Annotated in this window: 18 protein-coding genes; 2 read left to right on the forward strand and 16 right to left on the reverse strand. The window is 57.3% G+C overall.

The genetic code is table 11. The annotated features are described in order from the left end of the window. Window positions 1-35: 35 nt before the first annotated feature. The 6 genes from argO to tkt form a co-directional block, all read right to left on the reverse strand. On the reverse strand, window positions 36-671 hold the full coding sequence (gene argO / locus ACN9MQ_RS18625; protein ID WP_014171533.1) for an arginine exporter ArgO: 636 nt from the start codon (window positions 669-671) through the stop codon (window positions 36-38). 146 nt (window positions 672-817) lie between these two features. After that, window positions 818-1672, reverse strand: coding sequence for a small-conductance mechanosensitive channel MscS (gene mscS / locus ACN9MQ_RS18630; protein ID WP_014171534.1), 855 nt, complete (start codon window positions 1670-1672; stop codon window positions 818-820). A 187-nt stretch (window positions 1673-1859) separates the two neighbouring features. Continuing rightward, entirely contained in the window at window positions 1860-2939 is a 1080-nt protein-coding gene (gene fbaA, locus ACN9MQ_RS18635) for a class II fructose-bisphosphate aldolase (RefSeq protein ID WP_014171535.1), read from the reverse strand. Between the two features lie 91 nt (window positions 2940-3030). Then, window positions 3031-4194 (reverse strand): phosphoglycerate kinase, encoded by a 1164-nt coding sequence (gene pgk / locus ACN9MQ_RS18640; RefSeq protein WP_020883716.1) that lies wholly within the window; start codon window positions 4192-4194, stop codon window positions 3031-3033. Window positions 4195-4243: 49 nt separating this feature from the next. Then, a complete protein-coding gene (epd, locus tag ACN9MQ_RS18645) occupies window positions 4244-5263 on the reverse strand; it encodes an erythrose-4-phosphate dehydrogenase (protein ID WP_014171537.1) in 1020 nt (339 codons plus the stop codon). Between the two features lie 382 nt (window positions 5264-5645). Next, on the reverse strand, window positions 5646-7637 hold the full coding sequence (gene tkt, locus ACN9MQ_RS18650) for a transketolase (protein ID WP_020883715.1): 1992 nt from the start codon (window positions 7635-7637) through the stop codon (window positions 5646-5648). A 272-nt stretch (window positions 7638-7909) separates the two neighbouring features. Here tkt and ACN9MQ_RS18655 point away from each other — a divergent pair, with 272 nt between their 5' ends. Both ACN9MQ_RS18655 and ACN9MQ_RS18660 read left to right on the forward strand, forming a co-directional pair. Then, window positions 7910-8668, forward strand: a complete 759-nt coding sequence (locus ACN9MQ_RS18655; protein ID WP_020883714.1) for a M48 family metallopeptidase — start codon at window positions 7910-7912, stop codon at window positions 8666-8668. Window positions 8669-8888: 220 nt separating this feature from the next. Further along, window positions 8889-10157 (forward strand): OprD family outer membrane porin, encoded by a 1269-nt coding sequence (locus tag ACN9MQ_RS18660; RefSeq protein WP_020883713.1) that lies wholly within the window; start codon window positions 8889-8891, stop codon window positions 10155-10157. 59 nt (window positions 10158-10216) lie between these two features. Here the strand turns inward: ACN9MQ_RS18660 and ACN9MQ_RS18665 are convergent, their stop codons facing one another. The 10 genes from ACN9MQ_RS18665 to ACN9MQ_RS18710 all read right to left on the reverse strand — a co-directional run bounded on the left by ACN9MQ_RS18665 (window position 10217) and on the right by ACN9MQ_RS18710 (window position 20488). Further along, entirely contained in the window at window positions 10217-11857 is a 1641-nt protein-coding gene (locus ACN9MQ_RS18665) for a thiamine pyrophosphate-binding protein (RefSeq protein WP_148576683.1), read from the reverse strand. 13 nt (window positions 11858-11870) lie between these two features. Continuing rightward, window positions 11871-13340, reverse strand: coding sequence for an aldehyde dehydrogenase (locus ACN9MQ_RS18670; protein WP_251884626.1), 1470 nt, complete (start codon window positions 13338-13340; stop codon window positions 11871-11873). A gap of 9 nt (window positions 13341-13349) precedes the next feature. After that, window positions 13350-14120, reverse strand: coding sequence for an aspartate dehydrogenase (locus tag ACN9MQ_RS18675; RefSeq protein WP_020883712.1), 771 nt, complete (start codon window positions 14118-14120; stop codon window positions 13350-13352). Window positions 14121-14129: 9 nt separating this feature from the next. Next, on the reverse strand, window positions 14130-14924 hold the full coding sequence (locus ACN9MQ_RS18680; RefSeq protein ID WP_032678938.1) for an SDR family oxidoreductase: 795 nt from the start codon (window positions 14922-14924) through the stop codon (window positions 14130-14132). After that, window positions 14908-15678 (reverse strand): alpha/beta fold hydrolase, encoded by a 771-nt coding sequence (locus ACN9MQ_RS18685; RefSeq protein ID WP_025203266.1) that lies wholly within the window; start codon window positions 15676-15678, stop codon window positions 14908-14910. The genes ACN9MQ_RS18680 and ACN9MQ_RS18685 overlap by 17 nt, the downstream gene beginning before the upstream one ends. A 9-nt stretch (window positions 15679-15687) precedes the next feature. Then, entirely contained in the window at window positions 15688-16218 is a 531-nt protein-coding gene (locus tag ACN9MQ_RS18690) for a cupin domain-containing protein (RefSeq protein WP_014171547.1), read from the reverse strand. Window positions 16219-16228: 10 nt separating this feature from the next. Continuing rightward, window positions 16229-17485, reverse strand: coding sequence for an MFS transporter (locus ACN9MQ_RS18695; RefSeq protein WP_251884627.1), 1257 nt, complete (start codon window positions 17483-17485; stop codon window positions 16229-16231). Between the two features lie 25 nt (window positions 17486-17510). After that, the gene (locus tag ACN9MQ_RS18700; protein ID WP_251884628.1) at window positions 17511-18698 is read right to left on the reverse strand and encodes an NAD(P)/FAD-dependent oxidoreductase; all 1188 of its coding nucleotides are present in this window, start codon (window positions 18696-18698) and stop codon (window positions 17511-17513) included. Further along, window positions 18695-19621, reverse strand: a complete 927-nt coding sequence (locus ACN9MQ_RS18705; RefSeq protein WP_251884629.1) for a VOC family protein — start codon at window positions 19619-19621, stop codon at window positions 18695-18697. The genes ACN9MQ_RS18700 and ACN9MQ_RS18705 overlap by 4 nt, the downstream gene beginning before the upstream one ends. A gap of 78 nt (window positions 19622-19699) precedes the next feature. Next, on the reverse strand, window positions 19700-20488 hold the full coding sequence (locus ACN9MQ_RS18710) for an IclR family transcriptional regulator (protein WP_020883705.1): 789 nt from the start codon (window positions 20486-20488) through the stop codon (window positions 19700-19702). Window positions 20489-20490 lie beyond the last annotated feature (2 nt).

Below are 20490 nucleotides of genomic sequence, written 5' to 3' on the forward strand. Positions count from 1 at the left end.
TAGCGGCTCACGCTCAGTTGTCCATAAGACAACGCTTAGTTGAGCAATTCCTGAACATGATGAATCCCCTCTTTTGCCAGCTGAAAGGCGATAAACCACATTACCACGCCCACCAGCGTGTTGATGATCCGCTGGGCTTTAGCGGTACGCAGACGCGGGGCCAGCCATGCCGCCAGAATCGCGAGACCGAAGAACCACAGGAATGAGGCGCTGACGGTACCCAGGGCAAACCAGCGTTTTGGCTCAACGTCGAGCTGCCCACCCAGGCTGCCCAGCACCACAAAGGTATCCAGATAAACGTGCGGGTTGAGCCAGGTGACCGCCAGCATGGTGACGATAATCTTCCAGCGGCCCTGCTTCATGACCTCGGCGCTCGCCAGTTCGAGATTGCTGCTCATTGCCGTTTTCAGCGCCCCAAACCCATACCACAGCAGGAACGCTACCCCACCCCAGGTCACCAGCGCCAGAAGCCAGGGAGACTGCATCAGCAGCGCACTGCCGCCAAAGATTCCGGCGCAGATCAGCAGCAAATCGCTCACCGCGCACAGCAGGGCAATCATGAGATGATACTGACGGCGAATGCCCTGGTTCATCACGAACGCGTTCTGCGGGCCAAGGGGAAGGATCATGGCCGCACCTAATGCAAGACCTTGAAAATAATAAGATAACATGAATAAATTCTCAGCAAGTTGTCCTGGGAGCTGACTATACTGCGAGAATCTTATTAGAGGAAATTGATAATATTAATTGGTGATTAGTATTGCTAATAAAAAGGCCCGGTGGCGTTGCCGCTCACCGGGCCTCCTGAGGAAGAGGATTACTCGGCTTCTTTCTCGCGTTTAAGGTTCACGTCCATCTGTGGATACGGGAAGCTGATCCCGTTGGCATCAAAATCACGTTTGATACGTTCCAGAACATCCCAGTAAACGTTTTGCAGATCGCTGCTTTTGCTCCAGATGCGCACAACAAAGTTGATGGACGATGCCCCCAACTCGTTCAGGCGAACGGTCTGCTCTTTATCTTTCAGAATACGATCGTCGGAGGCAATGATATTGGCGATCAGCGATTTCACCTGATCGATATCAGAATCATACGCCACGCTGATAATCAGCTCGTTACGACGCACCGGCTCGCGGGAGAAGTTAATGATGTTGCCCGCGATAATTTTCCCGTTCGGTACCACCACGATACGGCCATCAACAGTTCGCAGGGTGGTTGAGAAAATCTGCACCTGCAGTACGGTGCCGGCAATACCGCCCAGGTCAACGTACTCGCCAGAGCGGAACGGACGGAAGGTTACCAGCAACACACCCGCAGCCAGGTTCGAGAGCGACCCCTGCAGTGCCAGACCAATGGCCAGACCGGCGGCACCGAGAACAGCAATCACCGAGGCAGTCTGTACGCCAACACGCCCCAGTGCAGCAATCAGCGTAAAGGCAATAATACCGTAGCGCACCAGTGCAGAGAGGAAGTCAGCCACAGTGGCGTCAATGTGACGCGCCAGCATCACGCGGTTTACGGCGTTTGATACGATACGCGCCACGATCATCCCGACGATGATGATGGCAATCGCCGCGACGATGTTAACGGCATAGCTCAGCAGCAGCGCCTGGTTGCGCACCAGCCAGTTACCGGCATTATTGATGCTGTCTACAACATCGAGTTGTTCCATTTAGTCTTCCTTTTGTTATCCCAAAAACACAAAATCCATCCCCCATGGAGACAGGCAGGTCAGTAAAGGGTAAACAAAAAGGACCGGTTTTGCCAAACAGATCACATAAACGGGCCGGGCAGACCATTGAAAAAGCATAAAAAAAGGCCCGCATTCGCGGGCCTTCTGATGCTATGAGCAGCTTAAATTACAGAACGTCAACCGCGTTCAGTTCTTTGAAAGCCTGCTCCAGACGCGCCACCATGGAAGTCTGCGCAGCACGCAGCCATACACGTGGATCGTAGTATTTCTTGTTCGGCTGGTCTTCGCCTTTCGGGTTGCCCAGCTGGCCCTGCAGGTAAGCTTCGTTCGTTTTGTAGTACTGCAGGATACCGTCCCATGTTGCCCACTGGGTGTCGGTATCGATGTTCATTTTCACTACGCCGTAGCTTACGGAGTCTTTGATTTCCTGAGCAGAAGAACCGGAACCGCCGTGGAAGACGAAGTTCAGGCTGTTGTGCGGCAGGTTGTGTTTCTTAGAAACGTATTCCTGAGAATCACGCAGGATGGTTGGGGTCAAAACCACGTTACCTGGTTTGTAAACGCCGTGTACGTTACCGAAGGACGCTGCGATGGTGAAGCGTGGGCTGATTTTGCTCAGCTCGGTGTAAGCGTAATCAACGTCTTCTGGCTGGGTGTACAGTGCAGAAGCGTCCATGTGGCTGTTGTCCACGCCGTCTTCTTCACCACCGGTGCAACCCAGTTCGATTTCCAGGGTCATGTCCATTTTGGCCATGCGCGCCAGGTACTTAGAGCAGATTTCGATGTTTTCGTGCAGGGACTCTTCAGACAGGTCGATCATGTGAGAAGAGAACAGTGGCTTACCGGTCGCTGCGAAGTGTTTTTCACCCGCGTCCAGCAGACCGTCGATCCACGGCAGCAGTTTCTTCGCGCAGTGGTCAGTGTGCAGGATAACCGGAACACCGTAGTGTTCAGCCATCTGGTGTACATGGTGCGCACCAGAGATTGCGCCCAGGATTGCCGCGCCCTGAGGAACGTCAGTTTTCACGCCTTTACCAGCGATGAATGCTGCGCCACCGTTAGAGAACTGAACGATAACCGGTGCTTTAACTTTTGCAGCAGCTTCCAGTACGGCGTTAATGGAGTCGGTACCAACGCAGTTAACTGCTGGCAGAGCGAAGTTGTTTTCTTTAGCTACCTGGAACACTTTCTGAACGTCATCACCAGTGATCACGCCAGGTTTTACGAAATCAAAAATTTTAGACATGTTGCTTAGTCCTGTATCTTCGGCCGTTAGAAAAGGTGCGAGCTCTTAAAGCGCGCTGAAAATTGGGCAGGTTTCCCTGCCCTTGAATGGCTTACTTCTTAGCGCGCTCTTCGAGCATTGCTACTGCTGGCAGTACTTTGCCTTCCACGAACTCGAGGAATGCGCCGCCACCAGTGGAGATGTAGGAGATCTTGTCAGAAATACCGAACAGGTCGATTGCTGCCAGCGTATCACCGCCGCCTGCGATAGAGAACGCTTCGCTGTCTGCGATAGCGTTAGCAACGATTTCAGTACCTTTGCGGAAGTTCGGGAATTCGAACACGCCAACAGGACCATTCCACAGGATAGTTTTTGCGTTTTTCAGGATTTCAGCCAGTTTCTGTGCAGAAACGTCGCCCAGGTCCAGAATCTGCTCATCATCTTTGATGTCGTTAACAGATTTCAGGGTCGCAGCCGCTGTTTCAGAGAACTCAGTCGCGACGCGAACATCCGTTGGAACCGGGATATCGCAGGTAGTCAGCAGACGTTTTGCTTCGTCAACCAGATCCGCTTCGTACAGGGATTTACCGACGTTATGGCCTTGTGCCGCCACGAAGGTGTTCGCGATACCACCACCAACGATCAGCTGGTCAGCGATTTTAGACAGGGAATCCAGTACGGTCAGTTTGGTAGAAACTTTAGAACCACCAACGATTGCAACCATTGGACGAGCAGGTTCTTTCAGCGCTTTACCCAGTGCGTCCAGCTCAGCAGCCAGCAGAGGACCGGCACACGCAACGTCTGCGAATTTACCGATACCGTGGGTTGAAGCCTGCGCACGGTGAGCAGTACCGAAGGCGTCCATCACGAATACGTCACACAGTGCAGCGTATTTTTTGGACAGCGCTTCGTCGTCTTTCTTTTCGCCTTTGTTGAAGCGAACGTTTTCCAGAACAACCAGTTCACCGGCAGCGATGTCTACGCCGTCCAGGTAATCTTTTACCAGGCGAACCGGGTTGGACAGTTTGTCTTTCAGGTAATTAACAACTGGCAGCAGAGAGAACTCTTCATTGTACTCGCCTTCAGTTGGACGACCCAGGTGGGAGGTCACCATCACTTTAGCGCCCTGCTTCAGAGCCAGTTCGATGGTTGGCAGAGATGCACGGATACGCGCGTCGCTGGTCACTTTGCCATCTTTAACCGGTACGTTCAGATCAGCACGGATGAAAACGCGTTTACCAGCCAGATCCAGATCGGTCATCTTAATTACAGACATGGTGAATCCTCTCGTTGATTCTTAAAGTTTTGCAGACGCACGATGCGTCTTACCTGAAACCTTGAGCGGCCATTGCTAACGTGGTGTCGAGCATTCGGTTAGCAAAGCCCCATTCGTTATCACACCAGACCAGCGTCTTGATAAGGTGTGCGCCACTGACGCGCGTTTGAGTGCCATCGACAATGGCGCTGTGCGGGTCGTGGTTAAAATCTACTGAGACCAACGGTAATTCCGTATAGTCAACTATACCATGAAATGCCCCCTGTGCCGCTTTTTGCAGCAACAGGTTGACTTCACAGGCTTTTACCGGTTTTTTCACCGTCACGCTCAGGTCAATTGCGGTGACGTTAATCGTCGGTACACGTACGGCAATTGCTTCAAAACGATCGTTAAACTGCGGGAAAAAACGGGTGATACCTGCCGCCAGTTTTGTGTCCACCGGAATGATTGACTGGCTCGCGGCTCGCGTGCGTCGTAAGTCCGGGTGGTAGGCGTCAATCACCTGCTGATCGTGCATCGCTGAATGAATCGTGGTTACGGTGCCGGATTCAATGCCATACGCATCGTCTAACAGTTTGATGACCGGAATAATGCAGTTGGTGGTGCAGGAGGCGTTGGAAACAATGCGGTGTTCGGCTTGCAGCTCATGCTGATTCACGCCAAATACGACGGTCGCGTCGAGGTCGTTACTGCCAGGATGGGAAAACAGGACTTTTTTCGCACCTGCTGTCAGATGCGCTTCGCCATGCTCGCGGTTACCGTATACGCCAGTACAGTCAAGTACGATATCCACACCCAGTTCACGCCACGGTAGCCCGGCAATACTGCTCTCATGCAGCACGCGGATGGCATCGTCGCCGACAAACAGCTGATCTCTTTCCTGGCGAACATCCCAGGCAAAGCGTCCGTGGCTGGTGTCATATTTCAACAAATGCGCCATGCCCGCAGCATCCGCCAGTTCGTTGATAGCCACCACGGTTATTTCCGCCCGACGCCCGGATTCATATAAAGCACGAACCACGTTACGCCCGATGCGACCGAAGCCATTAATCGCTACGCGTACGGTCATAGATCTCCTGCAAAGCTATCCCTGAGTTTGAGGTGGCTGAAAGAGTAATCCAGCTACGCCCGAAGGGGAATCCTTGCTGTCACAAACTGCGATTGATTGGTCAATTGTCGAACATTTAATCGACTGAAACGCTTCAGCTAGAATAAGCGAATCAGGGAATAAAAGGAATGTCTGTCCAGAGCAATAAGCGCGCTATATGACTTGCGTCACATTTTGGATGGAATAATTCACAGGAACGTTACATGTTTGAGGAATAGTGGACATATAAGGCGGATAGCGTGAAAAAAACAAAACGGTAACCCAAAGGTTACCGTTTAGGGTGTTTGCGCCCTCTTCTCAGCGAGAGCACGGACAGGGGCTCGCGCCCCTCCCCTACAAACAATTACAGCAGTTCTTTTGCTTTCGCGACAACGTTTTCAACGGTGAAGCCGAACTCTTCGAACAGCAGCTCTGCCGGAGCAGATTCACCAAAGGTGGTCATGCCGACGATTGCGCCGTTCAGGCCCACATATTTGAACCAGTAGTCAGCGATACCCGCTTCTACTGCCACGCGCGCGGTAACGGCTTTAGGCAGTACGGATTCGCGGTAGGCGGCATCCTGCTTGTCGAACGCATCGGTAGACGGCATGGAAACCACGCGCGCTTTAACGCCTTCGGCAGACAGTTTTTCCCATGCGGCAACAGCCAGCTCAACTTCAGAACCGGTCGCGATGAAGATCAGCTCTGGCTGACCCGCGCAATCTTTCAGCACGTAACCACCACGGGCGATGTTCGCCAGCTGCTCTGGAGTACGCTCCTGCTGTGCCAGGTTCTGACGGGAGAGGATCAGTGCGGTTGGGCCGTCCTGACGCTCAACACCGTATTTCCACGCCACGGCGGACTCAACCTGGTCACATGGACGCCATGTGCTCATGTTTGGCGTCACGCGCAGGGAAGCCACCTGCTCTACCGGCTGGTGAGTTGGACCATCTTCGCCCAGACCGATGGAGTCGTGGGTGTAGACCATCACCTGACGCTGTTTCATCAGCGCAGCCATACGCACGGCGTTACGCGCGTACTCGACAAACATCAGGAAGGTAGAGGTGTACGGCAGGAAACCACCGTGCAGGGAGATACCGTTCGCAATCGCGGTCATACCGAATTCACGCACACCGTAGTGGATGTAGTTACCGGCAGTGTCTTCGTTGATTGCTTTAGAACCAGACCAGATTGTCAGGTTAGATGGCGCCAGGTCAGCGGAGCCGCCCAGGAATTCTGGCAGCAGCGGACCGAACGCTTCAATCGCATTCTGAGAGGCTTTACGGCTGGCGATTTTGGATGGGTTCGCCTGCAGTTTAGCAATGAACTCGTTCGCTTTGGCGTCGAAGTCAGACGGCATGTCACCCTTCATACGACGGGTAAATTCAGCCGCTTCCTGTGGGAAGGCTTTCGCATAGGCAGCGAACTTCTCGTTCCATGCGGATTCTTTCGCCTGACCCACTTCTTTAGCATCCCACTGCGCGTAAATTTCAGATGGGATTTCGAAAGCAGGATATTTCCAGCCCAGCGCTTCGCGCGTCAGTGCGATTTCCGCGTCGCCCAGTGGCGCACCGTGGGAATCGTGGGTACCCGCTTTGTTCGGAGAACCGAAACCAATGATGGTTTTGCACATCAGCAGTGACGGCTTGTCCGTCACAGCGCGCGCTTCTTCTACTGCACGTTTAATCGAGTCAGCATCGTGACCGTCAACGCCACGCACAACGTGCCAGCCGTAAGCTTCGAAACGCTTCGCGGTGTCGTCAGTGAACCAGCCTTCAACGTGACCGTCGATGGAGATGCCGTTGTCGTCATAGAACGCAACCAGTTTGCCCAGCTTCAGGGTACCTGCCAGGGAGCACACTTCGTGAGAAATGCCTTCCATCATGCAGCCGTCGCCCATGAATGCGTAGGTGAAGTGGTCAACAATGTCATGGCCTGGACGGTTGAACTGCGCGGCCAGGGTTTTCTCGGCAATCGCCATACCCACCGCGTTAGCAATACCCTGACCCAGCGGACCGGTGGTGGTTTCTACACCTGCGGTGTAACCCACTTCCGGGTGACCTGGCGTTTTGGAGTGCAGCTGGCGGAAGTTTTTCAGCTCTTCAATTGGCAGATCGTAGCCAGTGAGGTGCAGCAGGCTATAGATCAGCATTGAGCCGTGGCCATTAGACAGCACGAAACGGTCGCGGTCAGCCCAGGAAGGGTTCTGCGGGTTGTGGTTCAGGAAATCGCGCCACAGGACTTCGGCGATATCAGCCATCCCCATAGGGGCGCCCGGGTGGCCGGATTTGGCTTTCTGTACTGCGTCCATGCTCAGCGCACGAATAGCATTAGCAAGCTCTTTACGTGAGGACATTTTAACTCCAGATCGGACTGTTAAAGGCCATGCCCTTGACGACAGCGCGTTTTGGGCTACGCCGGAAAAAAGTGCCAACAATGTAACCCAAGCGGCATGTCATGTACATGGAGCATTCTTTTGCAGCTTAAGAAATCTCTGGATCATGCTCGCATGTTGCGCAATCTGCTCGCCCGGCCCCGTAGATATTCCTTATACTTAGCCCGACCCCGGCTTCGTTGCCGGTGCACTTTTCAGATTTTATTCAGATTAACGAGTACGGAAGCGACATCATGAAAATGCGTGCAATAGTGCTGGCCCTGGGTACAACGCTCCTGCTGAGCGGCTGTCAGAATATGGATTCTAACGGCCTGATGTCCTCAGGCGCAGAAGCCTTTCAGGCCTACTCCCTGAGCGACGCACAGGTTAAAGCGCTGAGCGACCAGGCCTGTAAAGATATGGACGGAAAAGCCACGCTTGCCCCGGCCAATAGTACCTACACGCAGCGTCTGAATAAGATAGCCTCCGCGCTGGGTGATAACATTAATGGCCAGCCGGTGAACTATAAGGTGTACATGGCCAAAGATGTAAACGCCTTCGCGATGGCGAACGGCTGCATCCGCGTTTACAGCGGGCTGATGGATATGATGACCGACAACGAAGTTGAAGCGGTTATCGGCCATGAAATGGGCCACGTTGCACTTGGCCACGTGAAGAAAGGCATGCAGGTTGCGTTAGGCACTAACGCCATCCGCGCCGCGGCGGCGTCTACGGGCGGTATCGTCGGCAGCCTGTCACAGTCGCAGCTTGGCGATGTGGGTGAAAAGCTGGTTAACTCTCAGTTCTCGCAGCGTCAGGAATCCGAAGCGGATGACTACTCCTACGATCTGTTGCGCAAACGCGGCATTAATCCATCAGGTTTAGCCACCAGCTTCGAAAAACTGGCCAAACTGGAAGCCGGTCGCCAGAGCTCTATGTTTGATGACCACCCGGCGTCAGAAGAGCGCGCACAGCATATTCGCGACCGTATGGCCGCAGACGGAATTAAATAATTCGAAAGGAGGCATATTTGCCTCCTTTTTATTTCGCATGAATTGTTAATTTAACCGCACATATCGGTAATAGCGCTTGAGTACCTTTCTAAGCCGCGCAAACACTGGCTTATTGCTCTGAAACGTCTCGTCACATAATTATTGCAATCATTTACCATTCGGGTAATTATCGAACTCGCAGTAATTCAATTTACAATATTAAGACAGAGACGTTCCCTCCGTGAAAAAAGAATTATCATTAATTGCGTTAAGTTTATTCGCCGCATTACCCGCCGTTGCAAGCCAGCAATCCGACAGCAAAGGGTTTGTTGACGACAGCCATTTAGATCTGTTTTTACGCAATGCGTATATCAGTCGTGATTATCATCAGGGCCAGCAGGACAAAGCCGAATGGGGTCAGGGTATCGTTGCCACGTTTGAATCCGGCTATACCGAAGGGCTGGTTGGCTTTGGTGTGGACGGCATTGCCCAGTATGGCGTGCGTCTGGACGGCGGTCGTGGAAAGAGCGGCGCGGGCGGCATTGACTTCTTTAAACAGGAAGACGATGGCCGGGCTAAATCCGATCTGGCGAAATTTGGCGCCACAGCAAAAATGCGTATTTCCAATACCGTGCTGAGCTACGGTAACCAGCGTCCGGAATTACCGATTGTTAATGCCGACAATTCCCGTCTGCTGTTTGAAAGCTTTACCGGCACCATGCTGACCTCAAAAGAGATCGCGGGTCTGGAAGTGAACGCCGGTTACTTCACCGATGAGCAGCGCAAAAGTGACGACCGCCACGACAGTGGCCTGAAGAGCCTCTCCTTCGGCGGTGCGAGCTACCAGTTCAACGACCAGTTCAGCGGTGCGCTGTATGCCTCTCATGTGGAAGAGGTGATGAACAAGCAGTACCTGGGAATGAACTTCAAACAGCCGTTCAGCACCGGGCAACAGCTGGTGCTCGATTTCAACGGCTATAACTCACGCCTGGATCAGCGCTACGCAGACAGCCTTGATACCGGACGCAGCAATAGCATCTGGAGCCTGGCGGCAAGCTACATCTGGGATATTCATACCTTCAAGGTGGCGTATCAGCAGAGCAGCGGCAGCACCGGCTATCACTATGGCAGCTATCGCGATCAGGGTGGCGTAGGTGACGGCGGCAATACCATCTGGCTGGCGAACTCCTACTGGTCTGATTTCAACGGCGAAGACGAGCGCTCATGGCAGGCTTCTTACGCGCTGGACTTCGGCGGTCTGGGCTTACCGGGCCTGAGCTGGACCACTGCTTACGTGCGTGGCGACAACATCAAGACCTCTGAAACCAGCAACGGTAAAGAGCATGAGTGGTTTAACCAGATCCAGTATCAGGTGCAGGACGGCCCGGCTAAAGATCTGAAACTGAAACTCCGTTACTCCGTCCTGCGCGTGTCCAGCAACGCCAGCGACTATAACGTGGGCGGGGATGAGATCCGCGCGTACGTGGAATACCCGTTTAACGTGTTCTGATTAAGCCCCTCACCCGCCCTTCTCCCTAAGGGAGAGGGCTGGAGTGAGGGTAAACACGCTTAGTACAACGTCTTCTGCGGCGGCCCGGCAAATTTCAGCGCGCCAATCTGTCCCATCCGCACTTCCACTACCGACGGTCCTGGCATGGCAAGCGCTTCGGTCATCACCGCGTCAAAATCCTCCGCCCGTTCGACGCTCCACGCCTGTAACCCCATCGCATGCGCCAGCTGCGTAAAGTCCGGGGTATGCAGCTCGTTATAATACTGACGCCCGCCGAAATACTTGTCCTGAATGCCGCGCATGACGCCGTAACCGCCGTCGTTCATCACCAGCAGCGTCACGTTGGCCTTTTCCTGCGCCAGCGTTGCCATCTCGCCCAGATTCAGGCTTACGCCACCATCGCCCACCAGCCCCACCACTTTGCGTTGCGGGTTGGCAATCGCCGTGCCAATCGCCATCGGTAGCCCCATGCCGATGGCGCCTGCCAGCGAGTGAATGTTCATCAGCGGTCCGTTGGCGCGGAACAAACGGCTCCCCCACAGACTTCCGGAAACGGTGATATCACGAACCAGCAGGCCATCTTGCGGCAGCGCGTTCTCAATGGCGTCGTTGAGCTTCGCATAAGCACCGCACTGCTCACGCAGTCCCGCAACGGCTTTCGCCAGCGCATGCTGCACCTGTGTATCCCACTGTGCGTCGCCCCATTCACGCCCCTGCGCTTTAGCCGCCAGCGCGGTTAACAGCGCCGCGCAGTCCGCCACAAGGGTTGTGTCCATCAGATAGTTGCGGCTCGCCGCCGCGGGGTCGATATCAATCTGGACGCGGGGATGCGGTAATTCAAGCGTCCACGAGCGGGTTTCGTTGCTGCGCAGGCGTGAGCCGGCGACCAGCGTAAAGTCGCACTGGGCGATCAACGCCTCAACTGACGGCGAGTTATGAAACGCCCGCAGGCTGGCGCGATGGCTGTCCGGCAGCACGCCGCGTGCGTGGGTGCTGGAGATAACCGTCACTCCCGCATCCGCCAGTTTTTTTACCGCATCAGCGCTACCAAGCGCTCCGCCCCCCAGCCACAGCAGCGGCTGTCTGGCCTGTTTAAGCTGCGCCCACAGCGTGTCGACCACTGCCGTATCAACCGCGGAAACCGACGTCGGTTTCACCGGAGCGGTGATCAGCGACACGGGGATTTTCGCCCCCTGAATATCAATCGGGATCTCCACGGAGACCGGCCCGCACGGCGGAGTTTGCGCCTCCTGAATGGCCTTGTGAAGGATCGCTATCGCCTGGTTTGCGTTGCTGATGCGGTATGCCCGTTTTGAGCTGGCCTTCAGGAAGGTCAGCTGGTCGCGGGTTTCGTGGATAAAGCCGGTGTCAGCATCCAGCCAGGCTTTTTCCACCTGACCGGTGATGTGCAGCAGCGGCGTGCAGGCATTCATGGCTTCCACCAGCGCGCCGACGGCGTTACCCGCCCCGGCGCCGGTACTGGTCAGCGCCACACCGAGCCCGGAAAAACGGCCGTGGGCATCGGCCATGGTGACCGACCCCGCTTCGCCACGTGCGGGCACAAAGCGAATATTCCCGCGCTGCCCTACCGCATCGGCGATGGGTAAATTGTGGATGGAGATGACGCCGTAGATGGCCTCAACCTGATACTGCTCCAGCGTTCTGGCGATGGCGTCGCCGACGGTTATCATTTCGCTCATTACTCACCCTTTCTCAGTCGCACCAGTGGCTGACGCTGTTACCCGTCGCCAGATAAATGCTCTTTTGCTGCATCCAGGCTTTCAGCCCCTGAATGCCCTTTTCGCGGCCCAGACCGCTCTCTTTAAAGCCCCCGAACGGGGTCGAAATCGCAAACACTTTGTAGGTGTTTATCCACACCGTGCCCGCTTCAAGCTGCTCGCTCAGGCGCAGGGCGCGCCCGGTATCCCGCGTCCAGATCCCGGCGGCAAGGCCATAAACGGAGTCATTCGCCTCACGGATCAACGCGGCTTCATCGCTAAAGGGCATCGCCACCAGCACCGGGCCGAAGATCTCCTCCTGACAGGCGCGCGCGCTGTTGGTCAGGCCTTCGATGATGGTGGGCTGGAAGTAACTGCCGTTTGCCAGCAGTGGATCGGCAGGACTCTCCCCGCCACACAGCACGCGGCCCCCTTCACGCTTTGCCAGTTCAACGTAAGCCTGCACGCTCTGGCGGTGCGCATCGTTAATCAGCGGCCCCACATGGGTGCCGTCGGTAAAGGGATGCCCGACCCGCAGGCCGCGCGTTAATTCGAGCAGCCTTGCCATCAGCGGGGCGTAAAGGCGCTCATGGATAAAGAGTCGCGAACCGGCAATGCAGGCCTGACCTGCAGAGCTGAAAATGCCGTAGCAAATCCCGCGCGCAGCCAGCTCAACGTCGGCATCTTCCAGCACGATGGTCGGGGATTTACCGCCCAGTTCCAGCGAGGCCGGGATCAATTTTTCCGCCGCCACGTGCGCCAGATGACGGCCCGTGGTGGTGCCACCGGTAAAGGAGATTTTTCGCACTTTCGGGTGACGCGCCAGCGCATCGCCAATCACCGAGCCTTTGCCCGGCAGCACGCTCAGCAGCCCGGCGGGTAAGCCTGCCTGTTCAAAAATACGCGCCAGCTCCAGCGCCATCAGCGGGGTGGCTTCGGCTGGTTTGAGAACCACCGCGTTACCGGCAGCAATGGCCGGCGCCACTTTCTGCATTTCGCTGGCAATGGGGGAATTCCAGGGCGTGATAGCCGCCACCACGCCGAGCGGTTCATATCGGCTGAGGGTAAGCACATCAGGCTGGCGTGGTGTCGGCAGTTCACCTTCCAGCAGCTCGCAGGCGGCGGCAAAATAACGCGCCGTGCCTGCCGCGCTCATCACCAGCCCCTGCGCTTCCGCCAGCGGTTTACCGTTGTCGCGACTCTGCATGCGGGCCAGTTCATCGACGCGGGATTCGATCAGATCCGCCACCTTATGCAGGATCTTCGCACGCGCATGCGGCAGGCTGTTACGCCAGGCAGGATCGCGCCACGCGCGCTCTCCGGCGTCGATAGCCTCCTGCAGATCGTCCAGGCTTGCCGCGTGGAGCGTGGCGTTCACCGCACCGTCTGCCGGGAAATGGCTCTGCATCAGGTTACCGCCGCCGCGCCGCCAGTTGCCGCCAATGAAAATGTTAAGATCGTCCATCGTCGCTCCTCAGCGCTGCGTCAGTTCACGGCAGGCGCGAACCGCGCTGAGTGCCGCCAGGGTGGAGGTTTTGGGGTTGCTGGCAAGCGGTAGCCCGCTCAGCTCCAGATGGAACTCGCCAAACATCCCTTCGACGTGCAGCGTGTGGGTATTGCGTTGAGTGGCCGGGTCAACCATCAGTTGCACACGGGTATCATCCATCCCCACGCCGCCAAGTGCCACGGTCGCCGCCACGTTGGCGTTGGCCGGAAACAGTCGTGCCGCTTCGCGTGCGCTGCCTTCAAAGAAGATCTGCGCCTCGGACACGGCGTTAAGATCGATAAGCTGCTCGGCATAGCTGCCGCGCCAGCTGGCCGGGCTTTTACGCGACTGGTAGGTCACCTTCTCAAGCCCGCCCTCTTTTGCCGCCGCCAGGCCATCAATGCCCGCCACCGCCCCGGAGAGCAGGGTCAGCTTTCCGCCTGCGTTAAGCAGACGCTGTTCCAGCGCGCTGTCTGCCAGCGCGCCGGTGGAGATCACCGCCAGATGCCATCCACGGCGTAAAATCGCTTCCCCGTACTGCGCCACCGCCTGCTGGCTGGCACATTCCAGCACCAGATCGGGAGTATCCGTACATAATGCGGGCGAGGTCAGTGCCACCACCGCATCGCCAAACTGCTGGCGAATCGCGGCATGATGCGTCTCGCGCGCCACGATCCAGCCGATGGCAACCTGCTCGGGCAGACGCTCAATGACCGCCTGCGCCATGGCACCGTAGCCGATTAACATGATTTTTTTCATGATGTGTCCTTACAGATGACGGCAGAAGCCGCCGGAAACGTCCAGCGCCGCACCGGTGGTAAACGAAGCCAGCGGCGACGCGAGGAACAGCAGAGCCTGCGCAGGCTCCTGCGGCTTACCGAGACGCGCCATCGGAATGCCGCGTTTGCGGGCGATATCCGCGGTCCACTGCGGCCAGCTCTGACTTTTATCCGCCCGGTTCTCAAAGCGACGCCGCCACTGGCCGGATTCCACCATGCCAAGCAAAATGGAATTCACGCGGATGCCCTTACTCACCAGCTCTTTCGAGAGCGTGAGCGTCATGTTGAGCAGCGCGGCACGTGCTGCGGAGGTGGCAATCATGTGTTCCTCTGGCTGCAGCGCCAGCAGCGAATTCACGCAGGTAATGGAGGCAATATCCGATTGCTCCAGCTGCAGCTGAAAAGCCTGTACGGGGTTAATCACCCCAAACAGTTTCAGTTCGGCTTCATGCAGCCAGGCCTCGCGCGGGGTGTCATTGAAGTGCGCCACATACCCCTGTCCGGCGTTATTAATCAGCAAGTCTGTCCCGCCAAAGCGGGATTTAACGGCCTGGGCAAAGGTCTGAACCTGGTCTGCATCCAGCACGTCGCAGCGGTGAGAGAAAATCTCGCCATCAGGGAATTCGTTTTGCAGCGACGCATGCGCGCTGGCAAGCCGGTCCGGGTCGCGGCCACAGAACGCCACTTTTGCCCCCTCGCCCAGCAGCAAGCGCAGTGTTTCAAAACCAATGCCAGAAGAACCGCCGGTGACTACCGCTACGCGCCCGTCAATTTGTGCATTCATCGCGCACCTCTTCGTTGATACGTAAAAGCTGTTGATTAAAAAACGCGTCGTTATCGAGATAGCTGGCGTGCCCGGCCAGGGGAATCGCGGTAAACGGCATGCCGTAACGTAGCGCCAGCCCCTGAACCAGCTCAGGCTGGGTAATGGCGTCCTGCTCGCCGCACCAGACTTCAAAGTCACCGGCGTAACGCTTCAGCCAGCCGTGAATATCGTCATGTGCCAGCATCCATGCGGCAGCGAGGTAGCCTTCCGGGCGCAGTTTGCGCATGCCCGCCGCAACGGTGGCAATATCGTCCTCACGCGCGCCCGGACGTAATAATTTAGCGGCCCGGGTTTGCGCCAGGATCTCGCCCCCAAGCGCCATCTGCTGCTCCCGGTTACGCCAGACCTGCTCGCGCTGCGCCGGCTCGGCCTGGCCGTAACCCTGCGCGGCATCGGCCAGGACCAGATGCAGCACGCGTTCGGGATACTTCGCCGCAAAGGCGCTTGCCACCAGGGCCCCCAGCGAATGCCCGACCAGAACGACCTGCCAGACGCCCGCGCGGTCCAGCATGGCCGCCAGCGCGTCGGCGTAATCCCCCGCGTTGGCGCGCTCAACCGCCAGCATCGGGCTTTCGCCATAACCGGGCATGTCCCACGCCAGCACGCGAAAACCGTTCAGCGCCATCTGTTTATGCCAGGAGGCAGCGCCGGAGCTGATGCCGTGGAGCAGCATCAGCGGGATGCCGCTTCCCTGTTCACGAAAGCCCGTCATCGCGCCCCCTTAGTTCCGCTTCACTTTCGACAGCGGGTGATCGGCCGGATAGGTCGGGATTTCCGGCTTGTTGGTGCCGAGCATCACGCACATCAGCGCCTCTTCTTCACCATGATTGAACAGACCGCGATAGATGCCCGGCGGAACGGAGATCAGATCGCGTTCGCGCAGCACGGTTTCGGTGTAGTGATCGCCGTCCTGGATCATCAGCGTGATCTGCCCTTTAAGCATGAAGAACACCTCTTCCACGTCGTCATGCAGATGCAATGGTCCCTCGCACTTCGACGGCAGCACCATGGTGGAGAAGGTAAAGTGCTCAGCCGGCACGGTATTGGTATCGCTTGCCACGCCCGTCGCCCCGGTACCGATGTAGCGCATCTGCGCACGGCGGTATTTAGGATCGAAATCGGCCTGGAACTTCAGCGCGTTCCAGTCATATTTACGCCCTTCAAAGCGCGCAATGCGCGACTCGACCCACTCTTCCATGGTCAGATGGTCAGGTTTAATGCCTGGTTTTGCAGTTACGGTTGAATCAGTCATGACACTCTCCTCAGTAACGTCTCAGCAGCGGCAGTAACAGGACGCAGCCCACCGCCGCCATCACCGCCAGAAAAATCAGCCCGGAATCCATGCTGTGGGTGAAGGCGATCAACGCGCCCATCACCGCCGGCGACAGCGCGCCCGCAAAGTTTCCCAGCCCGTTGAAAATACCGCCCGCCGTCGCGCTCACCCGGGGATGGGTAGCCTTCGCCAGCAGTGCGAAAATGTTCGGCGCACCGGTGCCCCACATAAAGGTGCTAAAGCTCATCGCCGCGATAACGGCCAGCGGGGTATCAAGATGCATGACCGCCGTCAGGCCTAACCCCGCGCCAGCCATCGAGATAAAGCAGGCCACCGCGCGTTTATCGACCCGGTCAGAAAGCCATGCGCCAATCACCTCACCCGCCAGCATGGCGATAAACGGCATCGACGACAGCCAGCCCGCGTGTTCAAGATGAATGCCTTTACCTTTAATCAGGTAACCCGGCAGCCAGCCGTTGATTCCCCACAGGTAGGTGAGAAACGCGATGTTAAAGATGCAGATAATCCAGAAGTGCGGGCTGACAAACAGCTCGCGCCGCGCGGCACGTCGTTCATCCTGTGATTCGCGATCCGCAGCCGGTTTGGCACCCAGACGGATCCCGCGCAGACCGATGCGCACGAACACCAGCACCGGCACGGTGAGCATCGCCATCACAAAGAAGGTGCTCTGCCAGCCGAAGGCATTCAGCAGCCAGATAGAAAGAGGGAAGCCAACCGCCGCGCCTACCGGGGTACCCAGCAGCCACAACATGGTCGCTCGCGCCTGCAGATGCTGCGGGAAGTTATGCCGCACAATGGCAAACGCCAGTGGAAACAGCGGCCCTTCTGCCACGCCCAGCAAAATGCGCAGGACGATCATGACCGTGTAGTTATGGGTAAACCCCATGGCCACCATCAGCACGCACCACACCACCATCATGCCGGTGAGCAGGCGAAGCGGCGCAATCTTGTCCCCCAGTCCGCTTAAAAAGACCGATGAGAAGCCGTAGCTCAGCAGGAAGGCGCTCATCAGAATGCCGAGGCGCGTGGTGTCAAAATCAATGCCCATCGCCTGCTGGAAATGGCTGTCGGAAAAGAGCGCCGCAATGCTGATTTTGTCGAAAAATGCCAGCAGTACGCAGGCCAGCAATGACAGCGGAATGGCCCAGCGCACCGCTTTTTCGGGCGTGCGGGTGCCCTCACCGCTTGCCTCAACCGGCGCGGTGTTAGTCTCAAATGTGGTCATGTCTCCCCCTACGGGTGCGGGTTAGCTATCGCAATGACATCAGTGAAAAAGTCGGGTCAGCCAGCGGCACATCGGACAGATCCCTTCCGGCAGCCATCCAGCGCTTCGCCAGCTTGACGGTACGCGCATCGTTGAACGCCACCAGCTGGGTCAGCCGTCCGTTTTCATCCAGTGAGAAAAACAGCGCATTATCCCGGGCAAGGGTTGTGCAGCCGGCCTGCGGAATACCGAGGATCTGAATGTTGTGCTGGTATTGATCCGACCACAGCCACGGCGCGTCGTCATAGCCGGGGGCATCGGGATTGAGCATCGCCTTTGCCGTGGCAACCGCCTGATTCTGGGCAAAGGCCCACGACTGAATGCACAGCCCATAATGATGGTGCTGAGCCACATCACCGGCAGCAAAAATAAACGGATCCGACGTTCGCCCCTGAGCGTCCACCACGATCCCGCGCTCAGTCTGCAGACCCGCATCGCGCGCCAGCTCCAGATTGAGATCAACACCGATCCCGACGACCACGGCATCAAAGGTTTCACGCTTGCCGTCACAGTGAATGACCGGCAGACCATTGTTATCTTCCAGCTCCAGCGCTCCGCAGCCGGTGCGGATATCCACGCCCTGTTCGCGGTGAAGTGTTTCCAGCTGCTGCGATACCTCGGCGCTCACCGAACGCATGCACAGCGCGGGCTGCTGCTCAAACAGCGTCACGGCGACTCCACATTTACGCGCGGAGGCCGCAATCTCCAGGCCAATCCAGCCTCCGCCGATAATCGCCAGGTTTTGACTCTCTGCCAGGCGCGCCTTCAGCCACTGTGCGTCCTGCCAGTGGCGCAGGGTATAGACCTGCGGGTGGGCCGCCCATGCATCGCCCGGCAGACGCGCCCGACCACCGGTAGCGATTAAAAGAATGTTGTAACTAAGGTAGTCACCGTTGCTTAAGCGCACCGTTTTCGCGTGACGATCGAGAGATTCCGCGCGCACCGGCCGGCACCATGTCAGGTTCAATGCCTGTTGCGCCGCTTCAGGAAAGAGACGCGGTAGCGGCGCGTCCGGCTCCAGTAACGCAGCCTTGGACAGCGGCGGGCGTTCGTAGAAATCCCACGCCTCTTCCGCCACGACGCAAATCTCGCCGTCGAAGCCTTCGTCACGCAGGGTTTTCGCCGCCCAGCCACCTGCCTGACCGCCGCCAATAATGACAATGCGCGAGGTCATACCGCCTCCGGCTTTTTCTGCTGACGGCGCGTGTCGTGGTCAATCCCACCCTCTACCGCCCACTCGGTGAATGACACCAGCGAATGTTCCAGCTCGCGCGGCTGCCAGTTTTCGGTGAGGTAATCATCGTTGGTGTAGTATTCAAACGCCCCGCCGGTTGGGCTGTTGACGTACCAGAAATAGGCCGAGGAGACCGGATGACGCCCCGGGCCAATAAAGGTGCTCCAGGCGTTTTTGTTCATCGCTATCCCACCACCGATCACCTCGTGAATGTCGCGTACGGTAAAGGCCACGTGGTTCAGCCCCCGCTTACGGTGAGGCAGCTGAAGAAGGAACAGGTTGTGATGCCCGCCGCGCACGCCACAGCGCAGGAACACCGCACGGTTGATGTAGCAGTCAGACACCTGGAACCCAAGCACCTCACGGTAGAACGTCTCCACCGCCGCCAGCTCCTCCACGAAGAACACCACGTGGCCCACGTTAATAGGCTGGGCACGATCGTAGACCGGGCTTGGCGTGTCGATACGGCGGGCATCGCCCCACTGGTTAATCGGCTCGACGTTCAGCTCCACCGGCACCTGATGGCTGACCTGTACGCGCAGGGTCATGCCGTTCGGATCGCGGCACTCCAGCGCGTCGCCCACCTCACGAAAACCGGGCTGCTTCTCAAGCTTCGGGCGCAGCGCCTCCAGATCGTCCCGGGTGGCGACTGCCCAGGTCATCCGGCGCAACGTATTTCCTGCTTCAAACGCTGGCGGCAGGTCAGGGCTGTCGACAGGATTAAGCTCCACGCGCGCGCCGCTCAGGGTAGTAAAACGCTGGCCGCTGGCATCGCCCGTCAGGCCAAAATCACGCATAAATTTGGCGCAGTGCGTCAGGTTTTCGACGCCAAATTCCAGCTTTTCAATTCCGGTTATACACATCGTTCGTTGCCTCGTCTGGCCCAGATTGGGCGTAAAACATGCCCGACGCAATGAAGCGCCTGGCGTTAACCTGATGATTTAACTGGCCTGTGACAAATACCCTAAGAAGCCAGAAATTTTATCCGCCGCCATGCGGACATCGTTTTGCAGGCGCTCGCGATCGGTCTGCGGGATCTCCTCCGAAGGCACCAGAATGCTCACCACGGCTGCCACCCTTCCGCTGCGGTCATACACCGGATAAACGATGGAGGAGATGCCATGACGGAAGAAGGATTCGCCGATCACATAGCCGCGTGCTTTGTCCTGCTGCACCATCTGCCACAACGCTTCACGGTCGTGGATCTGGCCCGGCGTGTTGCCCGGCAGACGCTCGTGCGGGAACAGCTGTTCGAAATCGGCTCGCGAAATATCAGTCAGCAGCATGCGTCCCAGCGACGTGCAGTGCACCGGCAAACGGGTACCAATGCTCACCTGATTGATGCGAGAACCGGCGGCGCTGACGCGGGCGATATAGATGATGTCGCGCCCGTCGCGGATCGCCAGATGACTGCTGCACTGGCTGACGTCACGCAGCTGCTCGATGACCGGCTGACCGACCTGCGCCACATCCAGTGAGGCGATGTATTCAAAGCCCAGACGCAGGACGTTCATGCCAAGTGAGAAGGTATTGGTTCGCGTGTTGCGCTCCAGAAAACCCATGTATTCCAGCGTTTGTACCACGCGGTAGGCGGTGGCTTTCGGCATATCGACCAGCCTGTGCAGCTCGGCAAAGGTCAGTTCACGGTGCTGCTCGCCAAAGGCCAGCAGCAGCTGTAAGCCTCGCTCCAGCCCCGGCACCAGGTACTTCACTTCGTGATCGCTTGCCATAG

This window comes from Enterobacter sp. R-25, assembly GCF_049913205.1.
GTDB lineage: Bacteria > Pseudomonadota > Gammaproteobacteria > Enterobacterales > Enterobacteriaceae > Enterobacter > Enterobacter ludwigii.

Coding starts and splice junctions, on each gene's coding strand:
- ACN9MQ_RS18675 (WP_020883712.1), bottom strand. CDS start 14,120: ATGAAAAAAATCATGTTAATCGGCTACGGTGCCATGGCGCAGGCGGTC.
- ACN9MQ_RS18665 (WP_148576683.1), bottom strand. CDS start 11,857: ATGAGCGAAATGATAACCGTCGGCGACGCCATCGCCAGAACGCTGGAG.
- argO (WP_014171533.1), bottom strand. CDS start 671: ATGTTATCTTATTATTTTCAAGGTCTTGCATTAGGTGCGGCCATGATC.
- ACN9MQ_RS18700 (WP_251884628.1), bottom strand. CDS start 18,698: ATGACCTCGCGCATTGTCATTATTGGCGGCGGTCAGGCAGGTGGCTGG.
- fbaA (WP_014171535.1), bottom strand. CDS start 2,939: ATGTCTAAAATTTTTGATTTCGTAAAACCTGGCGTGATCACTGGTGAT.
- ACN9MQ_RS18710 (WP_020883705.1), bottom strand. CDS start 20,488: ATGGCAAGCGATCACGAAGTGAAGTACCTGGTGCCGGGGCTGGAGCGA.
- ACN9MQ_RS18695 (WP_251884627.1), bottom strand. CDS start 17,485: ATGACCACATTTGAGACTAACACCGCGCCGGTTGAGGCAAGCGGTGAG.
- ACN9MQ_RS18655 (WP_020883714.1), top strand. CDS start 7,910: ATGAAAATGCGTGCAATAGTGCTGGCCCTGGGTACAACGCTCCTGCTG.
- ACN9MQ_RS18690 (WP_014171547.1), bottom strand. CDS start 16,218: ATGACTGATTCAACCGTAACTGCAAAACCAGGCATTAAACCTGACCAT.
- ACN9MQ_RS18680 (WP_032678938.1), bottom strand. CDS start 14,924: ATGAATGCACAAATTGACGGGCGCGTAGCGGTAGTCACCGGCGGTTCT.
- ACN9MQ_RS18685 (WP_025203266.1), bottom strand. CDS start 15,678: ATGACGGGCTTTCGTGAACAGGGAAGCGGCATCCCGCTGATGCTGCTC.
- epd (WP_014171537.1), bottom strand. CDS start 5,263: ATGACCGTACGCGTAGCGATTAATGGCTTCGGTCGCATCGGGCGTAAC.
- mscS (WP_014171534.1), bottom strand. CDS start 1,672: ATGGAACAACTCGATGTTGTAGACAGCATCAATAATGCCGGTAACTGG.
- tkt (WP_020883715.1), bottom strand. CDS start 7,637: ATGTCCTCACGTAAAGAGCTTGCTAATGCTATTCGTGCGCTGAGCATG.
- pgk (WP_020883716.1), bottom strand. CDS start 4,194: ATGTCTGTAATTAAGATGACCGATCTGGATCTGGCTGGTAAACGCGTT.
- ACN9MQ_RS18705 (WP_251884629.1), bottom strand. CDS start 19,621: ATGTGTATAACCGGAATTGAAAAGCTGGAATTTGGCGTCGAAAACCTG.
- ACN9MQ_RS18670 (WP_251884626.1), bottom strand. CDS start 13,340: ATGGACGATCTTAACATTTTCATTGGCGGCAACTGGCGGCGCGGCGGC.